This window comes from Streptomyces sp. NPDC002851 (genome assembly GCF_053591935.1).
Genome location: NZ_JBSFUT010000006.1, coordinates 104,672 through 121,764, shown reverse-complemented (window position 1 = coordinate 121,764; position 17,093 = coordinate 104,672). Strand labels below are relative to the sequence as shown.

The window sequence follows — 17,093 nt, the reverse complement described above, 5'->3', positions numbered from 1 at the left end:
GAAAATTTTCGAGAAAGAGCCTCGAGCGGGAACGTTTTCGGCCTGGTTGGATGTTGACCCTGGTACGACAGCTCGTCGAGCTAGAGAAGAGGCGACGTGACTACTGTTCTGACCCCCGCGACCCCGCTGACGGCCGCCGATCGCTGCGACCGCTGCGGCGCTCAGGCCTACCTGCGCGTCGTCCTGTTGAGCGGTGGTGAACTGCTCTTCTGCGCCCACCATGGCCGCAAGTTCGAGCCGGAACTCAAGAAGATCGCCGCTGAGATACAGGACGAGACGGAGCGGCTCACCGCCCCTCCGGTAAGCGCCGAAGACGAGGAACGCTGACACCTCGCACCCCGACGAGCCTGCGTCGGCCCCGGGCCGACGAACGGGCGGCCGCCCCTGAAGACCAGGGGCGGCCGCCCGTTCTCATACCCGTCGATCACTGAGGGGAAGCTCATCCTTACCCCCGCGGCACGCCCACCGCGCCCCGCACGACGGACGAAACCTGCTGCACGACCTCCGAAACGCGCGTGTAGACGCCCGGGCTTCCGGCCTGGCCGCAGCCCCTGCCCCAGGAAACAAGGCCGACCAGACGCCCCCGCGCCACCAGCGGCCCCCCGCTGTCCCCCTGGCAGGCGTCCCGCCCGCCCTGGTCCTCCCCGACGCACAGCATCGACTCCCGCACATACGTGCCTTCCGCGCTGTTGTCGTACGCCTCCGCGCAGACGGTGTCCCGCTGCACCGTCACACGCGCGGCCCGCAGGCTGCGCGCATAGTCACCGGAGCCCGTCATATCGCCCCAGCCGTACACAGCGGCCGCGGTCCCGGGCGCGTACGCAGGGTCCCCCGACTCCGCCATCGAGATCACGGACGACGCGGGCAGCGCCCGGGCCAGTTCGAGCACGGCGAAGTCACCGGCATTGGTGCGGCTGTCGTAGTCCGGGTTGACCTTCACCCTGGTGACCGCCACCTCACGCCCCGCGTCGCTCCCCAGCTCGCTGCGGCCCTGGATCACCCGCAGATCGCTCACCTCGCTGAGCGGGACGCCGAGCGCCTGCTCGCTCACGCAGTGCGCCGCGGTCAGCACGGTCCGCCGCCCGATCACCGCCCCGCCGCAGAACTGCCCGTCCCGCGTACCGCCGAACCGGTCACGGCTGGCCAGCGCCACCGCCCACGGCGCATCCGACGCCCGCACCGGACTCCCCCCGATGACGCCCTCATCCGCGACCGCACCACCCGCCGGGCCCAGAACCGCCGCCGTAAGCAGGGCCAGGGCCCCGGGGAGAGCTCTGCCAAAGGGACGACGATGCATACTCGCTCCTAACGTTGAGTTGCCACCGACACACTCAACGTTATGCAGAGCACGTCACCGCGCACCCGCAAACGCCAGGGCCCGAACCCCCTCTCGGGGAGTCCGGGCCCTGGCGTACTTCGATGCGGAATGCCTCAGTCGAGGTAGTCCCGCAGCACCTGGGAGCGCGACGGGTGGCGCAGCTTCGACATGGTCTTGGACTCGATCTGGCGGATGCGCTCGCGCGTGACGCCGTACACCTTGCCGATCTCGTCGAGGGTCTTCGGCTGACCGTCGGTGAGACCGAAGCGCATGGAGACGACGCCCGCCTCGCGCTCGGAGAGCGTGTCCAGGACGGAGTGCAGTTGCTCCTGGAGGAGCGTGAAGGAGACCGCGTCGGCCGGGACGACCGCCTCGGAGTCCTCGATGAGGTCACCGAACTCGCTATCGCCGTCCTCGCCGAGCGGGGTGTGCAGCGAGATGGGCTCGCGACCGTACTTCTGGACCTCGATGACCTTCTCCGGGGTCATGTCGAGTTCCTTGGCCAGCTCCTCCGGGGTGGGCTCGCGGCCCAGGTCCTGGAGCATCTGGCGCTGCACGCGCGCGAGCTTGTTGATGACCTCGACCATGTGCACCGGGATACGGATGGTGCGGGCCTGGTCGGCCATGGCGCGGGTGATCGCCTGACGGATCCACCAGGTGGCATACGTGGAGAACTTGTAGCCCTTGGTGTAGTCGAACTTCTCGACCGCGCGGATCAGACCGAGGTTGCCCTCCTGGATCAGGTCCAGGAAGAGCATGCCGCGGCCGGTGTAGCGCTTGGCCAGGGAGACCACCAGACGGAGGTTGGCCTCCAGGAGGTGGTTCTTGGCGCGGCGGCCGTCCTCGGCGATGATCTCCAGCTCGCGCTTGAGCTTGGGGGCGAGCTTGTCGGAGTTGGCCAGCTTGTCCTCGGCGAACAGACCGGCCTCGATGCGCTTGGCGAGCTCGACCTCCTGCTCGGCGTTGAGCAGCGGGACCTTACCGATCTGCTTGAGGTAGTCCTTGACCGGGTCCGCGGTGGCGCCGGCCACGGCGACCTGCTGCGCGGGGGCGTCGTCCTCGTCGTCGTCCGAGATGACGAAGCCCTTCTCGCCGGCCTCCTCCTCTTCCTCACCGGGCTTACCGGCGACGGGCGGCGCCGGGGTCTCCTCGGCCGCCTCGTCGAGGCCGCCCAGGAGCTCTTCGTCCTTCTTGGCCGCCGTCTTCTTGGCGGTCGTCTTCTTCGCCGCGGTCTTCTTTGCCACGGTCTTCTTGGCTGCCGTCTTCTTGGCGGCGGCCTTCTTGGCAGGCGCGGCGGCCTCTTCGGCCGCTGCCGCACCGGCAGGCGACTCGGGCGCGGCGGCAGCGGCGGTGGCTGCGGCGGTCTTCTTCGCCACGGTCGCCGACTTGGCCGCCACGGTCTTCGTAGCGGTGCGCTTGGCCGGACTCTTCGCTGCGACGCTCTTGCGGGCGCGCTTCGGCGACTCCGCTGCACTGACCATCAGCGTCACACCCTCTTCCTCGAGGATCTGGTTGAGGCTGCGCAGAACGTTCTTCCACTGAGTGGCCGGAATCTGGTCAGCTTCGAAGGCCCGACGCACGTCATCGCCGGCGATCTGCCCCTCAGCCTTTCCCCGCTCGATGAGCGCCATCACAGACTCGGACTCGGCGATCTCCGGCGGGAGCGTACGGGATGTGCTGGCCGACACGAACAACCTCTCGGAACGATGGAAAACGACTTCCGGTCCCGTCCACGATGGATTCGGGACCGCTCGCCGACGACTGGGGATGGGCCGTCGACGCGGGCGGGGCTTCGGAGCTGCACAGCGCCGCGAACGGCAGCTGTATTCCCTCCTCCGCTGTCACTCTTAGGTCATCGCGCTGCCCGCAGGAGCGTTACGCCCAATCTGCGTGGCCCGAGTCACACCCCGTAACCATCGATAACAGCTTCTAAAGGGACATACGCCCCCGCCAGCGCGCCGTCGGACCCGAAACGGGGCCCGACGACGCAGCGTGAGACGCGGAGGCGCACTCAGACAACGGACGCTTTTGTACGCACGAGGGAGAACACACGCAGAAACGTACGAAGCTCAGTGCTCACGGGGCGCCGGGACCACGCGCTCCACATCCGGGTGAACGGTGAGCAGTTGACGCATCGCCGCCTCGGCCGCGGCACCGTCGCCCGCGGAGAGGGCGTCGACGATGCGGGAGTGGTGCGCGAGGGCCGACTCGGTGGGCCGGTCACAGCCGGTCACCGGGCCGCCGGAGACCTGAAGGGCGGCGGCGACGATGCCGGAGAGGTGCTCCAGCATGCGGTTGCCCGCGACCTGGATGAGCAGCGAGTGGAACTCGGCGTCCGCGCGCGCAAAGGTGATCGTGTCGCCCTGGCCGAGGGCGTGCCCCATGATCTCGACCAGGTCGGCGAGCCGCTGCTGCACGCCCTCGCGCCCGTGCCCGGCGGCGAGGCGGGCGGCCAGGGGCTCGATCGTCCAGCGCAGCTCGCTGAGTTCACGGCGCTGATCGTCGCGCTGCGGCCCGAAGGCGCGCCACTCGATGATGTCCGGGTCGAGCAGATTCCAGTCGCTGACCGGGCGCACGCGCGTGCCGACATTGGGGCGGGCGCTCACCAGGCCCTTGGCCTCGAGAACGCGCAGCGACTCACGGACGACGGTGCGGGACACCTCGAAGCGCTGGCCGATCTCCTCGGGCACCAGCGGGCGGTCGGCGCCCAGGTCTCCCGAAACGATCATCTGGCCGAGCTGTTGGACGAGTTGGCCGTGCAGGCCGCGGCCGCGGCTGCCCGCCGCGCGCCGTCCGACGCGGTTCAACTCGGGGTCCGGTCCCTCCCAAGTAGGTGCCGTGACGCGGCCCGCTGCGGAGGGCTCGGCATACGGATAGCGGTCGATTTCGCCCGGTCCTGCGAGGCCGGAGTCGGCGGAGCGGGCGGTGGTCATCATGGTGTGCGCAAGGGTACTCACGGATCCTTTGTCGGCTGAGCTCTCAAGCGCCTTGAGGGCTTTGGTGAAAAGCACACGAAAGGGTGATCGCTCACCTAGCGACAATTGACGCCTTATAGAAATAAAAGGGACGTTACTTCTCGCGTTCTCTTCCCCTTCCGTCTCCTCCCGTGTACGGAGAGCGAGTTGACGAACGGGGCATGAGCCCGTATACGCGAAATCGCCGCCCCACGGAGTGGACACGGATGCCGCGGTACGGGCCCGGAGCTCAGCGGGTTCGTACGCGCAGCGCGGTCAGGGCGTACGCGGACAGCAGCGCGACCAGGCTCAACAGCAGGGCCCCGGCGAACGGTTGGGCCAACATCTGCACGGCGGCGGCCAGATAGCGATCGCCCCTGACCGGCCACTGCACGAGGGCAAGGTCGCGAAGCCGCCCGGGCAGACCGGCGGCAGACCGCACGGACGGCCCCTGAACCAACTTCTGCACCACGGGCACCAGAACAACCGGTACGCACAGCAGCGCCGCGAGCCCCGCCGTAGTGGACCGGAAGACTCCGGCGGCAAGCAGCCCGGCCCAGGAACAGCCGACCGTGAGACTCACCCAACTCGCCACCAGGACCGGCCAGTCGGCGGGCAGCCTGGTCACTTCCTCGCCATACACGACGTACAAGAGCGCCCCGTCGCACACCACGGTGGCGAGGGCCAGGAGCAGCGCGGTAACGGCACCGACGGTGAGTTTGGCGACGAGCAGCCCGAGTCTGCGGGGCACGGTGCCGCGGTCGGCGGCGAGCGCCGGGTAGCGGAACTCATCGCCGAACGCGAGCGCGCCGAGCAGCCCGGCGCCCATCGCTGCCGGGGGCAACGGGAGTTCGTACGGCCAGGCGGCGAGCAGCCGGGGCAGCGGGGTGTGGCCGGTCCGGGCGAGCAGCACGGCGATGACCGCGGAGGCCGCGAGCACCAGGAAGGCGGTCAGATACCCGGTACCGACCCCGAAGGCCCGACGCACCTCGTAACGCAGCGGCCGCAGCGGTCCACGGGCCGGGCGGACGGTGATCGGGGGCGGCAAGGGCGAGAGTTGACCGTCGGACGGCCGGGGCGAGAGCCCACCGCGGGGCGGCGAGGTGCGGGTCGGGGTGGGACTGGTCGAGGAGGTGGCGAGGGATGGCTTCTGTGCGGACTCCTGCGCGGACTGCTGCGCGTGCCTGTGCTCATGAGGTTGCCGCGGAGGCTGCGACCGAGGTCGGGGCGGACCCGAGTCCGCGACCTCGTCGGCGAGTTGATGGAGGAGAACGTCGTACTTGAAAGCGGTCTCGCCCACGTCCGCACAGTTGCTGCCGTACACCGAGAGCCTGCTGCCGCCCTCGCGTACGACCTCGATGGAACGCCGCCCCGCGCGGGCCTCCTTGGTGAGCAGCGCGCCCAGGCGGGCGGCGTGCGGGGAGCGGACGGCGACGCGGGGGCGGAGCCGGGTGCGGGCGAAGTCCACGGCCTCCTGGTCGGCGACAACCCGGCCCCGGTCGAGGGTGATGACGTGATCCGCGGCGCGCGCGGCCTCCTTCGGGTCCCGGGTCGTGAAGAGCACGGTGCCGCCCTGGTCGGCGTGGGCCCGCAGCACGGTGTGCAGCCAGGCGCCCTCGCGGGCGGAGAGGCCGTCGCCGGGCGCGTCGAGGACGAGCGTGTGCGGGTCGGCGAGCAGGGCACAGCCAAGGCCGAGCCGACGGTCCATGCCCCGAGAGAGAGTGCCGAGGCGCTGGTCGCGCAGGCTCACCAGGCCCACGACCTCCAGGACTTCATCGGCCCGCGACACGGGCACGCCGGTCGCCGCGCAGAGCATCCGCAGCTGGCCCCGGACGGTGCGCGACGGGTGGCCCGGCACATCGCCCAGGAGAATGCCGACCTCGCGGGACGGGTGCGGAATACGGCACAGCGGGCGGCCTCTGAAGTACGTGACGCCGCGGCCCGGTTGCAGTTCGAGCATCAGCCTCAGGACGACGTTCGTGCCCGCGTCGACGGCGCCGAGCAGCGCGGTGACGCGGCCGGAGCGCGCCTCGAAGGACACGTCGTCCACTACGGGCGGCTGCTCCCGGCGGGGATTGCTGGTCAGTCCGGTTGCCTGGATCATCGCTTCTCTCGCGGGAAGGTGGCGACCGCTCGGCGGCCAGGGGCGATCCGCCGGATCGGGGACGGACGGACCCCGTTGGTACCGCAGCAAGATAACGCGACATTTCTACCTTTTCAGGCATGTGGCGGGGGGCGGGCGTGCGCGTGCTTCGTGTGCGATTTCGGCGTACGAGGCAGGGGTGGGGTGGGGTGGGGCGTACGGATCGGGGGGCGGGGGCCGGAGGGCCGGGGGCCGGAGGGCCGGGGGCGCTGCGGTCGCGTAGCCCTGTGGCCTTGCTGCCCTGCTGCCCTGCGGCTCCGTGGGTCCGTGACTCCGCGGCCACTCGTAAGGGACATGCTGGGTGGTGGGTCGGGTGGATCGGGTGAGTCGGATGGATCGGCGGGGTGAGGGCAGGGCCGGGCGCCTGGGCGGCTCTTGTTGGGGCCTGTGCCAGGCCAACTGTGGGGGTGCGGGGGTACCGGGGGGGACGGGGGTACGGGGCGGCGGCCTGTCGGACGCTGTCCGGGGCGTGCGGGCAGGTACCGGCCGGAGGCGGTGGCAGGCGGTCGGCGTTGGGATCGGAGTGGTGGTGGTCAGACTTCCGGGCGGAGCATCGGCGGGTTCAGGAGCGTTGCGCCGCCGGCCCGGAAGAGCTGCGCGGGACGGCCGCCCTGCCGCGTGGTGGTGCCGCCGGTCGGCACGAGGAACCCCGGGGTGCCCGTCACCTTGCGGTGAAAGTTCCGCGGGTCGAGGGCCACGCCCCACACGGCCTCGTAGACCCGCCGGAGCTCCCCGACGGTGAACTCCGGCGGACAGAACGCCGTCGCGAGCGAGGAGTACTCGATCTTCGACCGGGCTCGCTCCACGCCGTCCGCCAGGATCTGTGCGTGATCGAAGGCGAGCGGCCCGTTCTGCTCGCCCTCCTGCCCCGCGAGCAGGGTCTCGACCGGCGCCCACCGCACGCCGTCCGCATCGCCGCCCGCCCGGGGCGCGGGCAGGTCCGGGGCCAGCACGAGGTGCGCGACGCTCACTACCCGCATCCGCGGGTCCCGCTTCGGATCGCCGTACGTGGCCAGCTGTTCCAGGTGCGCGCCGTTGCCCGGCGCCGGGGTTACGGTCCCGGGGTCCTGCGCGCACAGGCCCGTCTCCTCGGTCAGCTCCCGCGCCGCGGCCGCTGCCAGGTCCTCGTCCGCCCGCACAAAGCCTCCGGGCAGCGCCCAGCGCCCCTGGAACGGCGGCTCACCTCGGCGGACCGCCAGTGCGCAGAGCGCGTGACGGCGCACGGTCAGCACGACCAGGTCGACGGTGACAGCAAAGGGCGGAAAGGCCGACGGGTCGTAGGGTGACATGCCGCGATCATAGTCGTCTGCCTGACGATAAGCACTCGCTTCAGTGCGCTCGGCCCGATCTCTTCTCTGTGGGGCCCCCGCCCCCGCCCTCCCCTCCCCTTCCCCCGGCCCCATCCCCCACTCCCACCCCACTCCCACCCCCTCCTAGCCCCCTCATCCCCCATCACACCCCCAACTGCAGCCCGTCCGCGGCTTCCTCGACCATGGCGAGGCCGAGTCGGCTGATCCGTACCGCGAACGGCGCCCCCGCCACGACAAGCCCCGTCAGCCCCAGCTCCCCCAGGGGCGCGCTGCGTACCGGCCGCAACGTGACCGTCCCGGCGGGGGCATCGGGACGGATGCCCGCCAGAGACGTGAGCAGCTGGACGCCCGCGGCCGCGGCGGTCGCCGCGGGTCGGCAGGCGGCCGGGTGCGGTAACGGCGCGCCGTCACCGGTGCGCTGCACCCCTGCGTACATCTCCGGCAGCCGGAAGCCGAAGTGCTCGGCCGCGGTCAGCACGCCCTGCAGCAGGGCACTCGCCTCCTTCTCGTACCCGGCGGCGGCCAGGCCCGCCACGGCGACCGCCGTCTCGTGGATCCGCACGGCCCCTCCCCGGTGCCCGAAGGGGTTGTGCCCGGGCTCCTTCGCCCCCAGGCTGCGCAGTCCCCAGCCGGAGTCCATGGCGGGGGCGCCGAGCAGCCGGGCGAGCTGCTCCGTGCACACCTTGTCGAGCAGCCCCTCGGCCAGGACGCCGCCGCCGAGGAGCCCGGTGTCCAGCAGGTGCGCGGCACCGCTGCCCAGGTGCGGCACGGGCCTGCCCTCCGGTGTGCGGGCGGCCGCGGGCCTGCCCCCGCTGCGGTCCGGCAGCCAGAAGTCCTCCCGGAAGGCTGCCCGCAGCTCCGCCGCCCACTGCCGCAGGTCAGCGGCGCCCGGCCGCCCGTACGCCTCCAGGAGCCCGGCACCGAGCACCGCCGCACGGTGCGCATGCGCCTGGGTCTCGCACCGCAGCGGCCCACCCGGGTGCGGGTCTGGCAGGTAGACACCGTCCCCGGTGGCGCCGCGCAGCCAGGCGAGGCACCGCTCGGCGGCGGGCAGCAGCTCCTCCACGTCCTGCTCGGGCAGGCCCCAACGGGTGGCCTCGGCGAGCACGACCGGGAAGAGCAGCGTCGCCTCGATGCCCGTGCAGCGCGGCGGCAGATGCGGACCCCCGTGCCGCAGCGGCCCGGGCACCAGGCCCGACTGCCCTCCGGCGCCCCGGAGTTGAGTGCGCGCCAGAGTGCGCAGGGTGCCTGCGGCGAGCCGGGTGCCCAGAGGCAGCGCCATCCGTGCCGCCGCCAGGGCCTCGGACGGTGCGAGCCCGCACCGCCAGGGCGCCCCGGCCGCCGGGTGGACGTCCGCGGGATGCCCGGGGTCGCGCAGGAGCAGCGCCCTCAGATCCCCCAGGCACCTGTCGAACAGCGTCCGCACCCGCCCATCGTCCCCTTCGGCCCGCGCCGCGGCGAGCGGGTTGCCCGCACCGGTGCCGACCGGGCGCAGCGGCGGCGCACCGTCGAGACGTACCCGCAGCTCGATGCTGTGCACCCCGCCGGGCTCCAGGTGGAGATCCCAGCGCAGCACTCCCGCCGAGGCCAGTATGTCGTCCGGCGGCGGCTCCGCGGCGACCACGGCCCCGACCGCTCCGCGCGACCACCGCAGGCCCGAACCGTGGACGCTCGCGGGCAGTGCGGCCTCCGGGCGCCCGGAGGCAACCGCCCCCAGTTCCGCGAGATCGGTGGCCAGAGACACCTCGACGGGGAGCCGCAGCGTCCGCGGCGCCGCACTCCGCAGCGTGATGCGCTCGACGCCCACGGCGTCCCGCAGCCGCTCGACGAGCACCACAGGGTCGGGTCCGCCGCTCCCTGACGGCCGCAGCGCCGCTGCGAAGCGGGCACGGTCCGCGGTCAGCAACCGCGCCTGTACGGCGAGGGGTTCGCGCCCCGCCACCCGTACCCGGCAGCGGGAGAGCAGGCGGCGGCCCGCGCGGTAGAACCCCTCGAGGCCGCGGCCCGTCAGCTGTCCGTCCTCCGCGCCGATGGCGAGCCCCGGCAGGGCGACACAGATCAACGCGTTGTGCACGGGCGGCAGTTCGGCAGGTCGCCGTGGCCCGGGGATCGGCAACTCCCCGCCCGCGGTGCGCGGCGGCGCCAGCGATGACCGTAGGACCGCAGGGCTCTCTCTGCCGGGAGCCGGGGACGGTACACGAGGGGGCATAGCTCTTCTTCTGCGCCCCGGTGCGTGCCCTCGGGCTGACGAAGGCGCGCCCGGGAGCGACTCGTCGCGGGGTCGTGGTGATGGCAGCCGGCCGCCGTACGGCGACCGCGCCACTCACGTGAACGCAACGGCGGCACACCAGGTCACGGGGGCGCGACGCGAGTTGGGGACGGCTGGGGTTCGGGGCCCGGGAGTGCTGGGCGCGCTGCGAGCGCTGGGGGCGCGGAAGGTGCTGAGGGCGGTGCGGGCGGTGCGGGCACTGAGTGTGTGGTGGGCGCTGGGCGCGCTGGGGCGTCAGACGAGGAGTGAGCGACAGCATGCGGGCGTCACCTCTCGTGCCTCTCGTCTTCGGCAGCTCGACCATCGGTGCCTCCCTGGTGTCCGTGTCCTTGTTCTTGCCCGTGCCCGTGCCCGAGGCCGGGTCCGGGCACGTGCCGGTGCCGGGTCCTCGGCTGCCTGACGTCCCACGAACCGGCCCATCCCCTTGGGTACTTTGGCCTCCGGGCGACGCCGCGGGCCGATGCGCGCGGCCTCCCGGGGCCTTGACCGGCAGGTCGGGACTTGTTTCGGGCGGGGCCCGTTGAGGCCGGGCGGCGGGTCGACCGTGAGGGGTGACGAGAGGCGGCGGGATGCGTCGTCGGTTCGGGAGCGTCGGGTGGCTCGGGCGCGTCAGACGGCTCGAGTGATGACGGATCTGCCGTCCCCGACGGGTCCGCCACCCTAGACGGGCCCTCCGTCCCCGACGGGTCCGCTACCCCAGACGGGCCCTCCGTCCCAGATGGATCTGCCACCCCCGAAGCACCTGTCGCCTCTGAAGTACTTGCCGCCCCCGAAGCCGCCGTCGCCTCTGAAGTACTTGCCGTGCCCGACGCACCCGTCGCCCCCAATGCGCCACCCCCCGGCTCGCGACTCCCCGACGCACCACTCCTCGACCCATCACTCCCCGACGCATCCCGGGAAGCCCGCCGCAAGCATTGCCGCACCGTCTCCGGGTCGAGCCCCTCATTGCAGGCCTGGTGGAGGAGTTGGGCGAAGGTGTACTGGGGGTCGATGCGCAGGGCCAGGCCGAGGGCGACCCTGGCCTCTGCTTCGTTCCCCAGTGACCAGGCCGCCCAGCCCGCCAGGGCGAGGGGAGCTACGGCGAACTCCTCGTAGATGCCGACGCAGCGGCGGGCCAGCGCACGCCAGAGTCGGAGGGCCGCGGCGCCGTCTTCTCCTTCCATCCACTCCGCGGCCCGGTCCCGGGCCAGCCGGTCCTGTAGGCCGAGCAGCAGACGGGCGGCCTCGTCGGGTTCGAGCAGCGCGTCGTCCCTGGCGTCGGCCGTGGCCGGGCCGCCCGTCGGCGAATGGTCACGCAGGCGTACCAGGGTGCGGCTCGCCGCGGCCAGGGTCTCCTCCTCCGCCTGCGCCCGGTCGTAGGTGCCCGTCAGCATGCGCGGGGCGACCGCCGCCGTGGCTGCGTCGAGTGCCCGTGTCTGTGCGGCCACGCCAGCTCCCGGGCCGGGCTTGAACCGGGCCTCCATCTCCTTGAGGCTGCCGTGCACTTGGATGCCCGCGTACGTTGCGGTGGCGGCCATGACGGAGGTGCCCGGCATTGCCAGCGGCCGACCTTCGGGAGGGCAGCAGCGGGAGTCGGTGCAGACGTACGACCAATAGCGTCCGCCCGAGAGGCAGAGTGCTTCCCGCACCGGAATGCCGAGGCTGCTACAGGCCATGCGGACCGCGTCGGCCAGCGGCCTCAGCCGCTCCACCACCTGACGTCCGGTCTCGTCCACGCCTGGCTCCCGGCACAGGTAGACGACGACGGCGTCAGGCTTCCCTCCCCGCTTCACGCTGCCTCGGACCAGGCACCGTGCGAGTTGCTGGGCGATGGACGGCCAGTCCTCCCGCTGCTCGGGGATGCCGAGGCGCACCCGCCCGCCGAAGTTTCCGTGTTCTCCGTGCGCGCCTACGAGGACCACGCTGTCGTCGGGGTGAAATCCCATCAAGTACGGCAGCGCGTCGGCCAGTTCGCCGGGGCTGCGCAGGGTGATCGTCTGTTCGCCGGGGCTTCCGACGGCTTCGCTGTGATTCGTCATGCGCCGACTGTCCCGCGGATTCCCGAACTCCGCTTTGGCCTGTGGATAACTCGGATCGTGGACACGACAGGCGGACCGTTGAGGGCTTCACCAGCGAGGAAGCGCGGCGGGCGATGATGTCAGGCGATCGCGGCCAGCGGGACGAGCGGGACCCGGATGGACCGCAGCCGGCACGCAGTCGGCGGCGAGGTGGCTCGGTCGACAGGACAGGCCCTCACCGGGAGCCGAGACGGGCCTTCAGTCCGGGCCGGGCGGGCTTGCGCTTCTGGGTTCCCTCGGCCCACAGCGAGCGCACATGACCGAGGTGACGGGCCATGCACTTCTCCGCGCCCTTCGCGTCACCCGCCAGCATCAGGTCGAGCAGTTCGATGTGCTCCTCGGCCGAGGGGATCAGTTGGTCGCGCTCGTCCAGGGCCGTCAGGCCGTACAGGCGGGAGCGTTTACGCAGGTCGCCGACGGTTTCCACGAGCCGGTCGTTGCCACCGAGGGCGAGCAGGGAGAGATGGAACTGACGGTCGGCGTCGAGATAGCCGATGAGGTCATGGTCGCGGGCGGCGCGCACGATGTCCTCGGCCACCGGGCGCAGCGCCTCCAGGTCCTCGCGGGCGGCGCTGCGAGTGATCCGGCCGATCATGGGGACCTCGATCAGCGTGCGGATCTCGGTGTACTGGTCGAGGTCGCGTTCGTTGACCTCGGTGACCCGGAAGCCCTTGTTGCGGACCGGCTCGACCAGACCCTCGCGGGCCAGGTCGAGCATCGCCTCGCGGACCGGAGTCGCGGAGATCCCGAAGTCCTCCGCGAGTCCGGGTGCCGAGTACACCTCGCCGGGGCGCAGTTCGCCCGAGATGAGGGCGGCCCGCAGATGGTGGGCGACCTGGTCGCGCAAGCGCTCTCGGGTGGTATTGAGGTTGCGCTGCTTCAGGTGCCCCATGGTCGCGGTGTTTCCCTTCGTGGCCCGTTCGTGCCCCGGCGTCCGTGGCCGAGCGGGCCACCAGCGTACAATGTCACGTTGTTTTCGCAGGTGCCTACGGGTGTACTGGACCAGGGCGTACGGCACGGAGTTGGCGATCCTCACCGCCCGGCCCAAGGGCCAGGGCGGCGGTGGTCGCGGCGGCGGTCATAGGAGGAACCCTCCCGGGAACGGGTCGTCCGGATCGAGGAAGTACTGGGCTGTGCCCGTGATCCAGGCCCTGCCGGTGATCCGCGGGACCACCGCGGGCACCCCGGCGACCTCCGTCTCCTCAATGAGACGGCCGGTGAACTCCGTACCGATAAAGGACTCGTTGACGAAGTCGCGGTGCAGGGGCAGTTGACCGCGGGCGTGCAGCTGCGCCATGCGCGCGGAGGTTCCGGTGCCGCACGGCGAGCGGTCGAACCAGCCCGGGTGGATGGCCATGGCGTGCCGTGAGCGGTGCGCGTCGGAGCCGGGGGCCGCCAGGTAGACGTGCTTGAGTCCGGCGATCTCGGGCTTGGCGGGGTGGACGGGACGGTCCGGCGAGGCGTTGACGGCGTCCATGATCGCCATGCCTGCCGCGAGCAGCTGGTCCTTGCGGGCTCGGTCGAACGGCAGCCCCAGCACGTCGAGTTCGACGAACGCGTAGAAGTTGCCGCCGAACGCCAGGTCGTACGTCACCGTCCCGTACCCCGGCACCTCGACCTTGCGGTCCAGGCCGACGCAGAACGCGGGGACGTTGGTGAGTGTGGCCGCCTTCGCCACACCGTCCTCGACGTGTACATCGACGGGGACAAGGCCGGCGGGGGTGTCCAGGCGGACCGTGGTGACCGGCTCTGTGACCGCCACCATGCCGGTCTCGACCAGGACGGTGGCCACGCCGAGTGTGCCGTGCCCGCACATCGGGAGCAGTCCGGAGACCTCGATGTAGAGCACGCCGTAGTCGGCGTCGGGGCGGGTCGGGGGCTGGAGGATCGCGCCGCTCATGGAGGCGCGACCACGCGGTTCATACATCAGGAGGGTGCGCAGGTGGTCCAAATGGTCGATGAAGTGGAGCCTGCGCTCTGCCATCGTGGAGCCGGGGATCACCCCGACACCGCCGGTGATGACGCGGGTGGGCATGCCCTCGGTGTGTGAGTCGACGGCATGGAAGACGTGACGCGTACGCATGGGTGCGGGGTCCTCCCGGGCGGGTTCGGTCAGCGGTGACCGGCGGCGACGGTCTTCTCGGTGGCCGCGCGCACCTCGGCCGCGGTCGCGTCGGGAAGCGGCGTGCGCGGGGGCCGGGTGGGTCCTCCGTGGCGGCCCACGATGTCCATGGACAGCTTGATGGACTGCACGAATTCGGTCTTGGAGTCCCAACGGAGCAGCGGATGCAAGGTTTTGTAGAGCGGCAGAGCAGTCCCCAGGTCCCCGGCGACGGCGGCGTGGTACAGCCCGGCGCAGGCGGCGGGGAAGGCATTGGGGTAACCGGCGATCCAGCCCACAGCCCCGGCCAGGGCCAGCTCCACCAGGACGTCGTCCGCGCCGATCAACAGGTCGAGTTCTGGGGCGAGTTCGGCGATCTCGTAGGCCCTGCGCACATCGCCGGTGAACTCCTTGACTGCCACGATGTGCCCGTCGGCGTGGAGCCCCGCGAGCAGGGCCGGGGTCAGGTCGACCTTGGTGTCGATGGGGTTGTTGTACGCGACCACGGGCAGCCCGACCTCGGCGACCTCGGCATAGTGGGCGCGCACGGCCCGCTCGTCGGCGCGGTAGGCGTTCGGCGGCAGCAACAGCACGCTGCCGCAGCCCTGTTCGGCGGCCTGCTCGGCCCAGCGGCGCGACTCGGCACTGCCGTACGCGGCAACGCCGGGCATCACACGCGCCCCGTCGCCCGCCGCCTCGACGGCGGTGGCGACCACGCGGGCGCGCTCGTCGGCGGTCAGGGTCTGGTACTCGCCGAGGGAGCCGTTGGGCACGACGCCGTCGCAGCCGTTCTCGATGAGCCAGCGGACGTGTTCGGCGTAGGCGTCGTAGTCGACGGAGAGGTCATCGCGCAGGGGCAGCGCGGTGGCGACCATGATGCCGCGCCAGGGGCGGTCAGCGTTCCAACCAGCCGTCGCGGAGGTGGCGTTGGTCATGAGGGGAGGCCCTTCTGTGGGGTGTGACATTTTATTTAAGCTTGTCCGGCTCTATCAAGGGCACCATCAGGGGCGCCTTGAGGGAATCCATCAAGGGGTCGGTTCAGGGGCTGGACCGGGCATCGGGATCGGTTCCGTCGGCGGCTTCGTCCGCCTCGGCATCAGCTGGGTCAGGAAGCGCGCCGAGTGCCCCCAGCGGGATCGGCACGGCCAGCGGTCGGCGCTCCGGCGACGGTGGCACTCCCTCGCCCTGCGCCTCCGCGGCCAGGCAGGCCACGGCCGCCCCGCACATCCGGCCCTGGCACCAGCCCATGCCCGCGCGGGTGAGGAGTTTGACGGTACGGGCGTCGCGGGCGCCGCACTCCGCGACCGACTCTCGGACGCGGCCCGCGGTGACCTCCTCGCAGCGGCACACGTCCGTCGCGTCGTCGAGCCACTCGGTCCAGCCGGGGCGGGGTGCGTGAGCGGCGGCCATCACGTCGGCGAAGGCGCGCATGCGGTCGCGGCGGTGGCGCAGTTCGCGCGCCGGCCCACCCTCGGTGAGTGCGGCCCGGCCGCGCAGCCGTGCGGCGATCGCGAGGCCCGCCAGCTCGCCTTCGGTGTACGCCAGTTGGGCGCCGCCGACACCTCCGGTCTCGCCCGCCGCCCAGACGCCGGGCACCGAGGTCTCCTGAAAGGCACTGAGTTCGAGGGCGTAGGCGCCGTCCGGTGTGCGTCGGGTCGCGCAGCCGAGTCCGGTGGCGAGTTCGAGCTGCGGCACCAGGCCGTGGCCGACGGCGAGGGCGTCGCAGGCGATCTGGCGGCCGGATCCCCGCACGGGACGCCAATTGCGGTCGAGCCGGGAGACCGTGACGGCCTCCACGCGGTCGGTTCCGTGCACCCGGGTCACCGCGCCGCGGGTGAGCGGCCGCACCCCGTGCCGCAGCAGCGTCGCGCCGTGCAGCAGGGCCTCCGCCGCCTTGTGCGGATTGGCGGCGAGGACGCGGGGGTGGCGGGCGTAACGGAGGTAGCCGGACGCCTCGACCACCGCGGGGACGCGGGCCCCCGCCGCAGCAAGCGACGCGGCGACGGCGAGCAGCAGCGGCCCGCTGCCCGCCACCACCACCCGCCGCCCCGGCAGGACGAGGCCGGACTTGAGCATCGCCTGCGCTCCCCCGGCACCGACGACCCCGGGCAAGGTCCAGCCGGGAAAGGGAAGTTGGCGCTCGTACGCTCCGGTCGCCAGGAGCACCGCGCGGGCCCGCACCCGCACCGGGCGCTCTCCGTCGCCGTCCACCCCGGTGACCGCGTGCACCTCCCACGGCCCGGCGTCGCCTTCGCGTACGACCGTCCACACATGGTGCCCGGAAAGACGGCTGACGTCGCTGTGCGCCAGGCGGCGGCGCAGGTCGGCGAAGGCGGACCAGTCGTGGTGCAGGGCCTCGGGCCGGACCGCACCGAGGGCCGGGGCGGGGTGACGGTAGAACTGCCCGCCCGGTTGTGCGGAGGTGTCCAACAGGGCCACCGAAAGGCCGAGTTCGGACGCGGTGACGGCACCCGCGAGCCCCGCGGCGCCCGCGCCGATCACCGCGACGTCGTACACGTCGTCCCTCGGATCACCCTCCAGCTCACCCGTCAGCTCACCGTTCACGTCATCAGACGCCGAGTCCGCCATGGCCGTGCCCCTCCTGGGTCGTGATGCTGTCGCCGGGCTGCGCCGGGACCAGGCAGGCCCGGCGGTTGGGCCGGTCGTTGATGGTGGCGAGGCAGTCGTAGCACTGCCCGATGCCGCAGAAGGCGCCCCGCGGCCGCTCCCCGACGCGGGTGCGGCGCCAGGCCAGGATGCCGTTCGCCCAGAGCGCGGCGGCCACGGATTGACCCGGCAGCGCGGTGAGGGGACGGCCGTCGTACGTGATCTCGAACGCGGCTTCAGGTTCCGCGCCGACGAGATCGACGGGGTTGCGGCTACGCGCCATGACGCGACTCCCTTCGGAGAAGGCCGTCAAAGGGTCGATGGAGATCGAGTA

General features: G+C 72.0%; 13 protein-coding genes. 1 reads left to right on the top strand and 12 read right to left on the bottom strand.

What is annotated here, in order from left to right:
- Nucleotides 1–96: 96 nt before the first annotated feature.
- The gene (locus ACWD10_RS09010; RefSeq protein ID WP_451088540.1) at nt 97–327 is read left to right on the top strand and encodes a DUF7455 domain-containing protein; all 231 of its coding nucleotides are present in this window, start codon (nt 97–99) and stop codon (nt 325–327) included.
- Between the two features lie 118 nt (nt 328–445).
- Here the strand turns inward: ACWD10_RS09010 and ACWD10_RS09005 are convergent, their stop codons facing one another.
- From ACWD10_RS09005 to ACWD10_RS08950, 12 genes are all read right to left on the bottom strand, one after another.
- Nucleotides 446–1,297, bottom strand: coding sequence for a serine protease (locus ACWD10_RS09005; RefSeq protein WP_451088539.1), 852 nt, complete (start codon nt 1,295–1,297; stop codon nt 446–448).
- A 134-nt stretch (nt 1,298–1,431) separates the two neighbouring features.
- Nucleotides 1,432–3,006, bottom strand: coding sequence for an RNA polymerase sigma factor (locus tag ACWD10_RS09000; protein ID WP_451088537.1), 1,575 nt, complete (start codon nt 3,004–3,006; stop codon nt 1,432–1,434).
- Nucleotides 3,007–3,387: 381 nt separating this feature from the next.
- Nucleotides 3,388–4,275, bottom strand: coding sequence for a FadR/GntR family transcriptional regulator (locus ACWD10_RS08995; RefSeq protein WP_451088535.1), 888 nt, complete (start codon nt 4,273–4,275; stop codon nt 3,388–3,390).
- A gap of 247 nt (nt 4,276–4,522) precedes the next feature.
- Entirely contained in the window at nt 4,523–6,376 is a 1,854-nt protein-coding gene (locus ACWD10_RS08990; RefSeq protein ID WP_451088533.1) for an ATP-binding cassette domain-containing protein, read from the bottom strand.
- A gap of 572 nt (nt 6,377–6,948) precedes the next feature.
- Complete coding sequence (locus tag ACWD10_RS08985; RefSeq protein WP_451088531.1) at nt 6,949–7,704, bottom strand: NUDIX hydrolase; 756 nt, start codon at nt 7,702–7,704, stop codon at nt 6,949–6,951.
- Between the two features lie 163 nt (nt 7,705–7,867).
- Nucleotides 7,868–9,808 (bottom strand): glycogen debranching N-terminal domain-containing protein, encoded by a 1,941-nt coding sequence (locus tag ACWD10_RS08980; RefSeq protein WP_451088804.1) that lies wholly within the window; start codon nt 9,806–9,808, stop codon nt 7,868–7,870.
- A 452-nt stretch (nt 9,809–10,260) separates the two neighbouring features.
- The gene (locus tag ACWD10_RS08975; RefSeq protein ID WP_451088529.1) at nt 10,261–12,012 is read right to left on the bottom strand and encodes a DUF4192 family protein; all 1,752 of its coding nucleotides are present in this window, start codon (nt 12,010–12,012) and stop codon (nt 10,261–10,263) included.
- Between the two features lie 214 nt (nt 12,013–12,226).
- Nucleotides 12,227–12,943: a GntR family transcriptional regulator gene (locus ACWD10_RS08970; RefSeq protein WP_451088527.1), complete on the bottom strand. Its 717-nt coding sequence runs from the start codon at nt 12,941–12,943 to the stop codon at nt 12,227–12,229.
- A 186-nt stretch (nt 12,944–13,129) separates the two neighbouring features.
- Nucleotides 13,130–14,134: a proline racemase family protein gene (locus ACWD10_RS08965; protein ID WP_451088525.1), complete on the bottom strand. Its 1,005-nt coding sequence runs from the start codon at nt 14,132–14,134 to the stop codon at nt 13,130–13,132.
- A gap of 29 nt (nt 14,135–14,163) precedes the next feature.
- Nucleotides 14,164–15,087: a dihydrodipicolinate synthase family protein gene (locus ACWD10_RS08960; RefSeq protein ID WP_451088523.1), complete on the bottom strand. Its 924-nt coding sequence runs from the start codon at nt 15,085–15,087 to the stop codon at nt 14,164–14,166.
- A 103-nt stretch (nt 15,088–15,190) separates the two neighbouring features.
- On the bottom strand, nt 15,191–16,741 hold the full coding sequence (locus ACWD10_RS08955; protein ID WP_451088521.1) for an FAD-dependent oxidoreductase: 1,551 nt from the start codon (nt 16,739–16,741) through the stop codon (nt 15,191–15,193).
- On the bottom strand, nt 16,722–17,042 hold the full coding sequence (locus ACWD10_RS08950; RefSeq protein ID WP_451088519.1) for a (2Fe-2S)-binding protein: 321 nt from the start codon (nt 17,040–17,042) through the stop codon (nt 16,722–16,724). The genes ACWD10_RS08955 and ACWD10_RS08950 overlap by 20 nt, the downstream gene beginning before the upstream one ends.
- Nucleotides 17,043–17,093 lie beyond the last annotated feature (51 nt).

Excerpts from the sequence above, each read along its gene's own strand:
- ACWD10_RS09005 (WP_451088539.1), bottom strand. The coding sequence starts at position 1,297 with ATGCATCGTCGTCCCTTTGGCAGAGCTCTCCCCGGGGCCCTGGCCCTG.
- ACWD10_RS08990 (WP_451088533.1), bottom strand. The coding sequence starts at position 6,376 with ATGATCCAGGCAACCGGACTGACCAGCAATCCCCGCCGGGAGCAGCCG.
- ACWD10_RS08985 (WP_451088531.1), bottom strand. The coding sequence starts at position 7,704 with ATGTCACCCTACGACCCGTCGGCCTTTCCGCCCTTTGCTGTCACCGTC.
- ACWD10_RS08975 (WP_451088529.1), bottom strand. The coding sequence starts at position 12,012 with ATGACGAATCACAGCGAAGCCGTCGGAAGCCCCGGCGAACAGACGATC.
- ACWD10_RS08970 (WP_451088527.1), bottom strand. The coding sequence starts at position 12,943 with ATGGGGCACCTGAAGCAGCGCAACCTCAATACCACCCGAGAGCGCTTG.
- ACWD10_RS08965 (WP_451088525.1), bottom strand. The coding sequence starts at position 14,134 with ATGCGTACGCGTCACGTCTTCCATGCCGTCGACTCACACACCGAGGGC.
- ACWD10_RS08960 (WP_451088523.1), bottom strand. The coding sequence starts at position 15,087 with ATGACCAACGCCACCTCCGCGACGGCTGGTTGGAACGCTGACCGCCCC.
- ACWD10_RS08955 (WP_451088521.1), bottom strand. The coding sequence starts at position 16,741 with ATGGCGGACTCGGCGTCTGATGACGTGAACGGTGAGCTGACGGGTGAG.
- ACWD10_RS08950 (WP_451088519.1), bottom strand. The coding sequence starts at position 17,042 with ATGGCGCGTAGCCGCAACCCCGTCGATCTCGTCGGCGCGGAACCTGAA.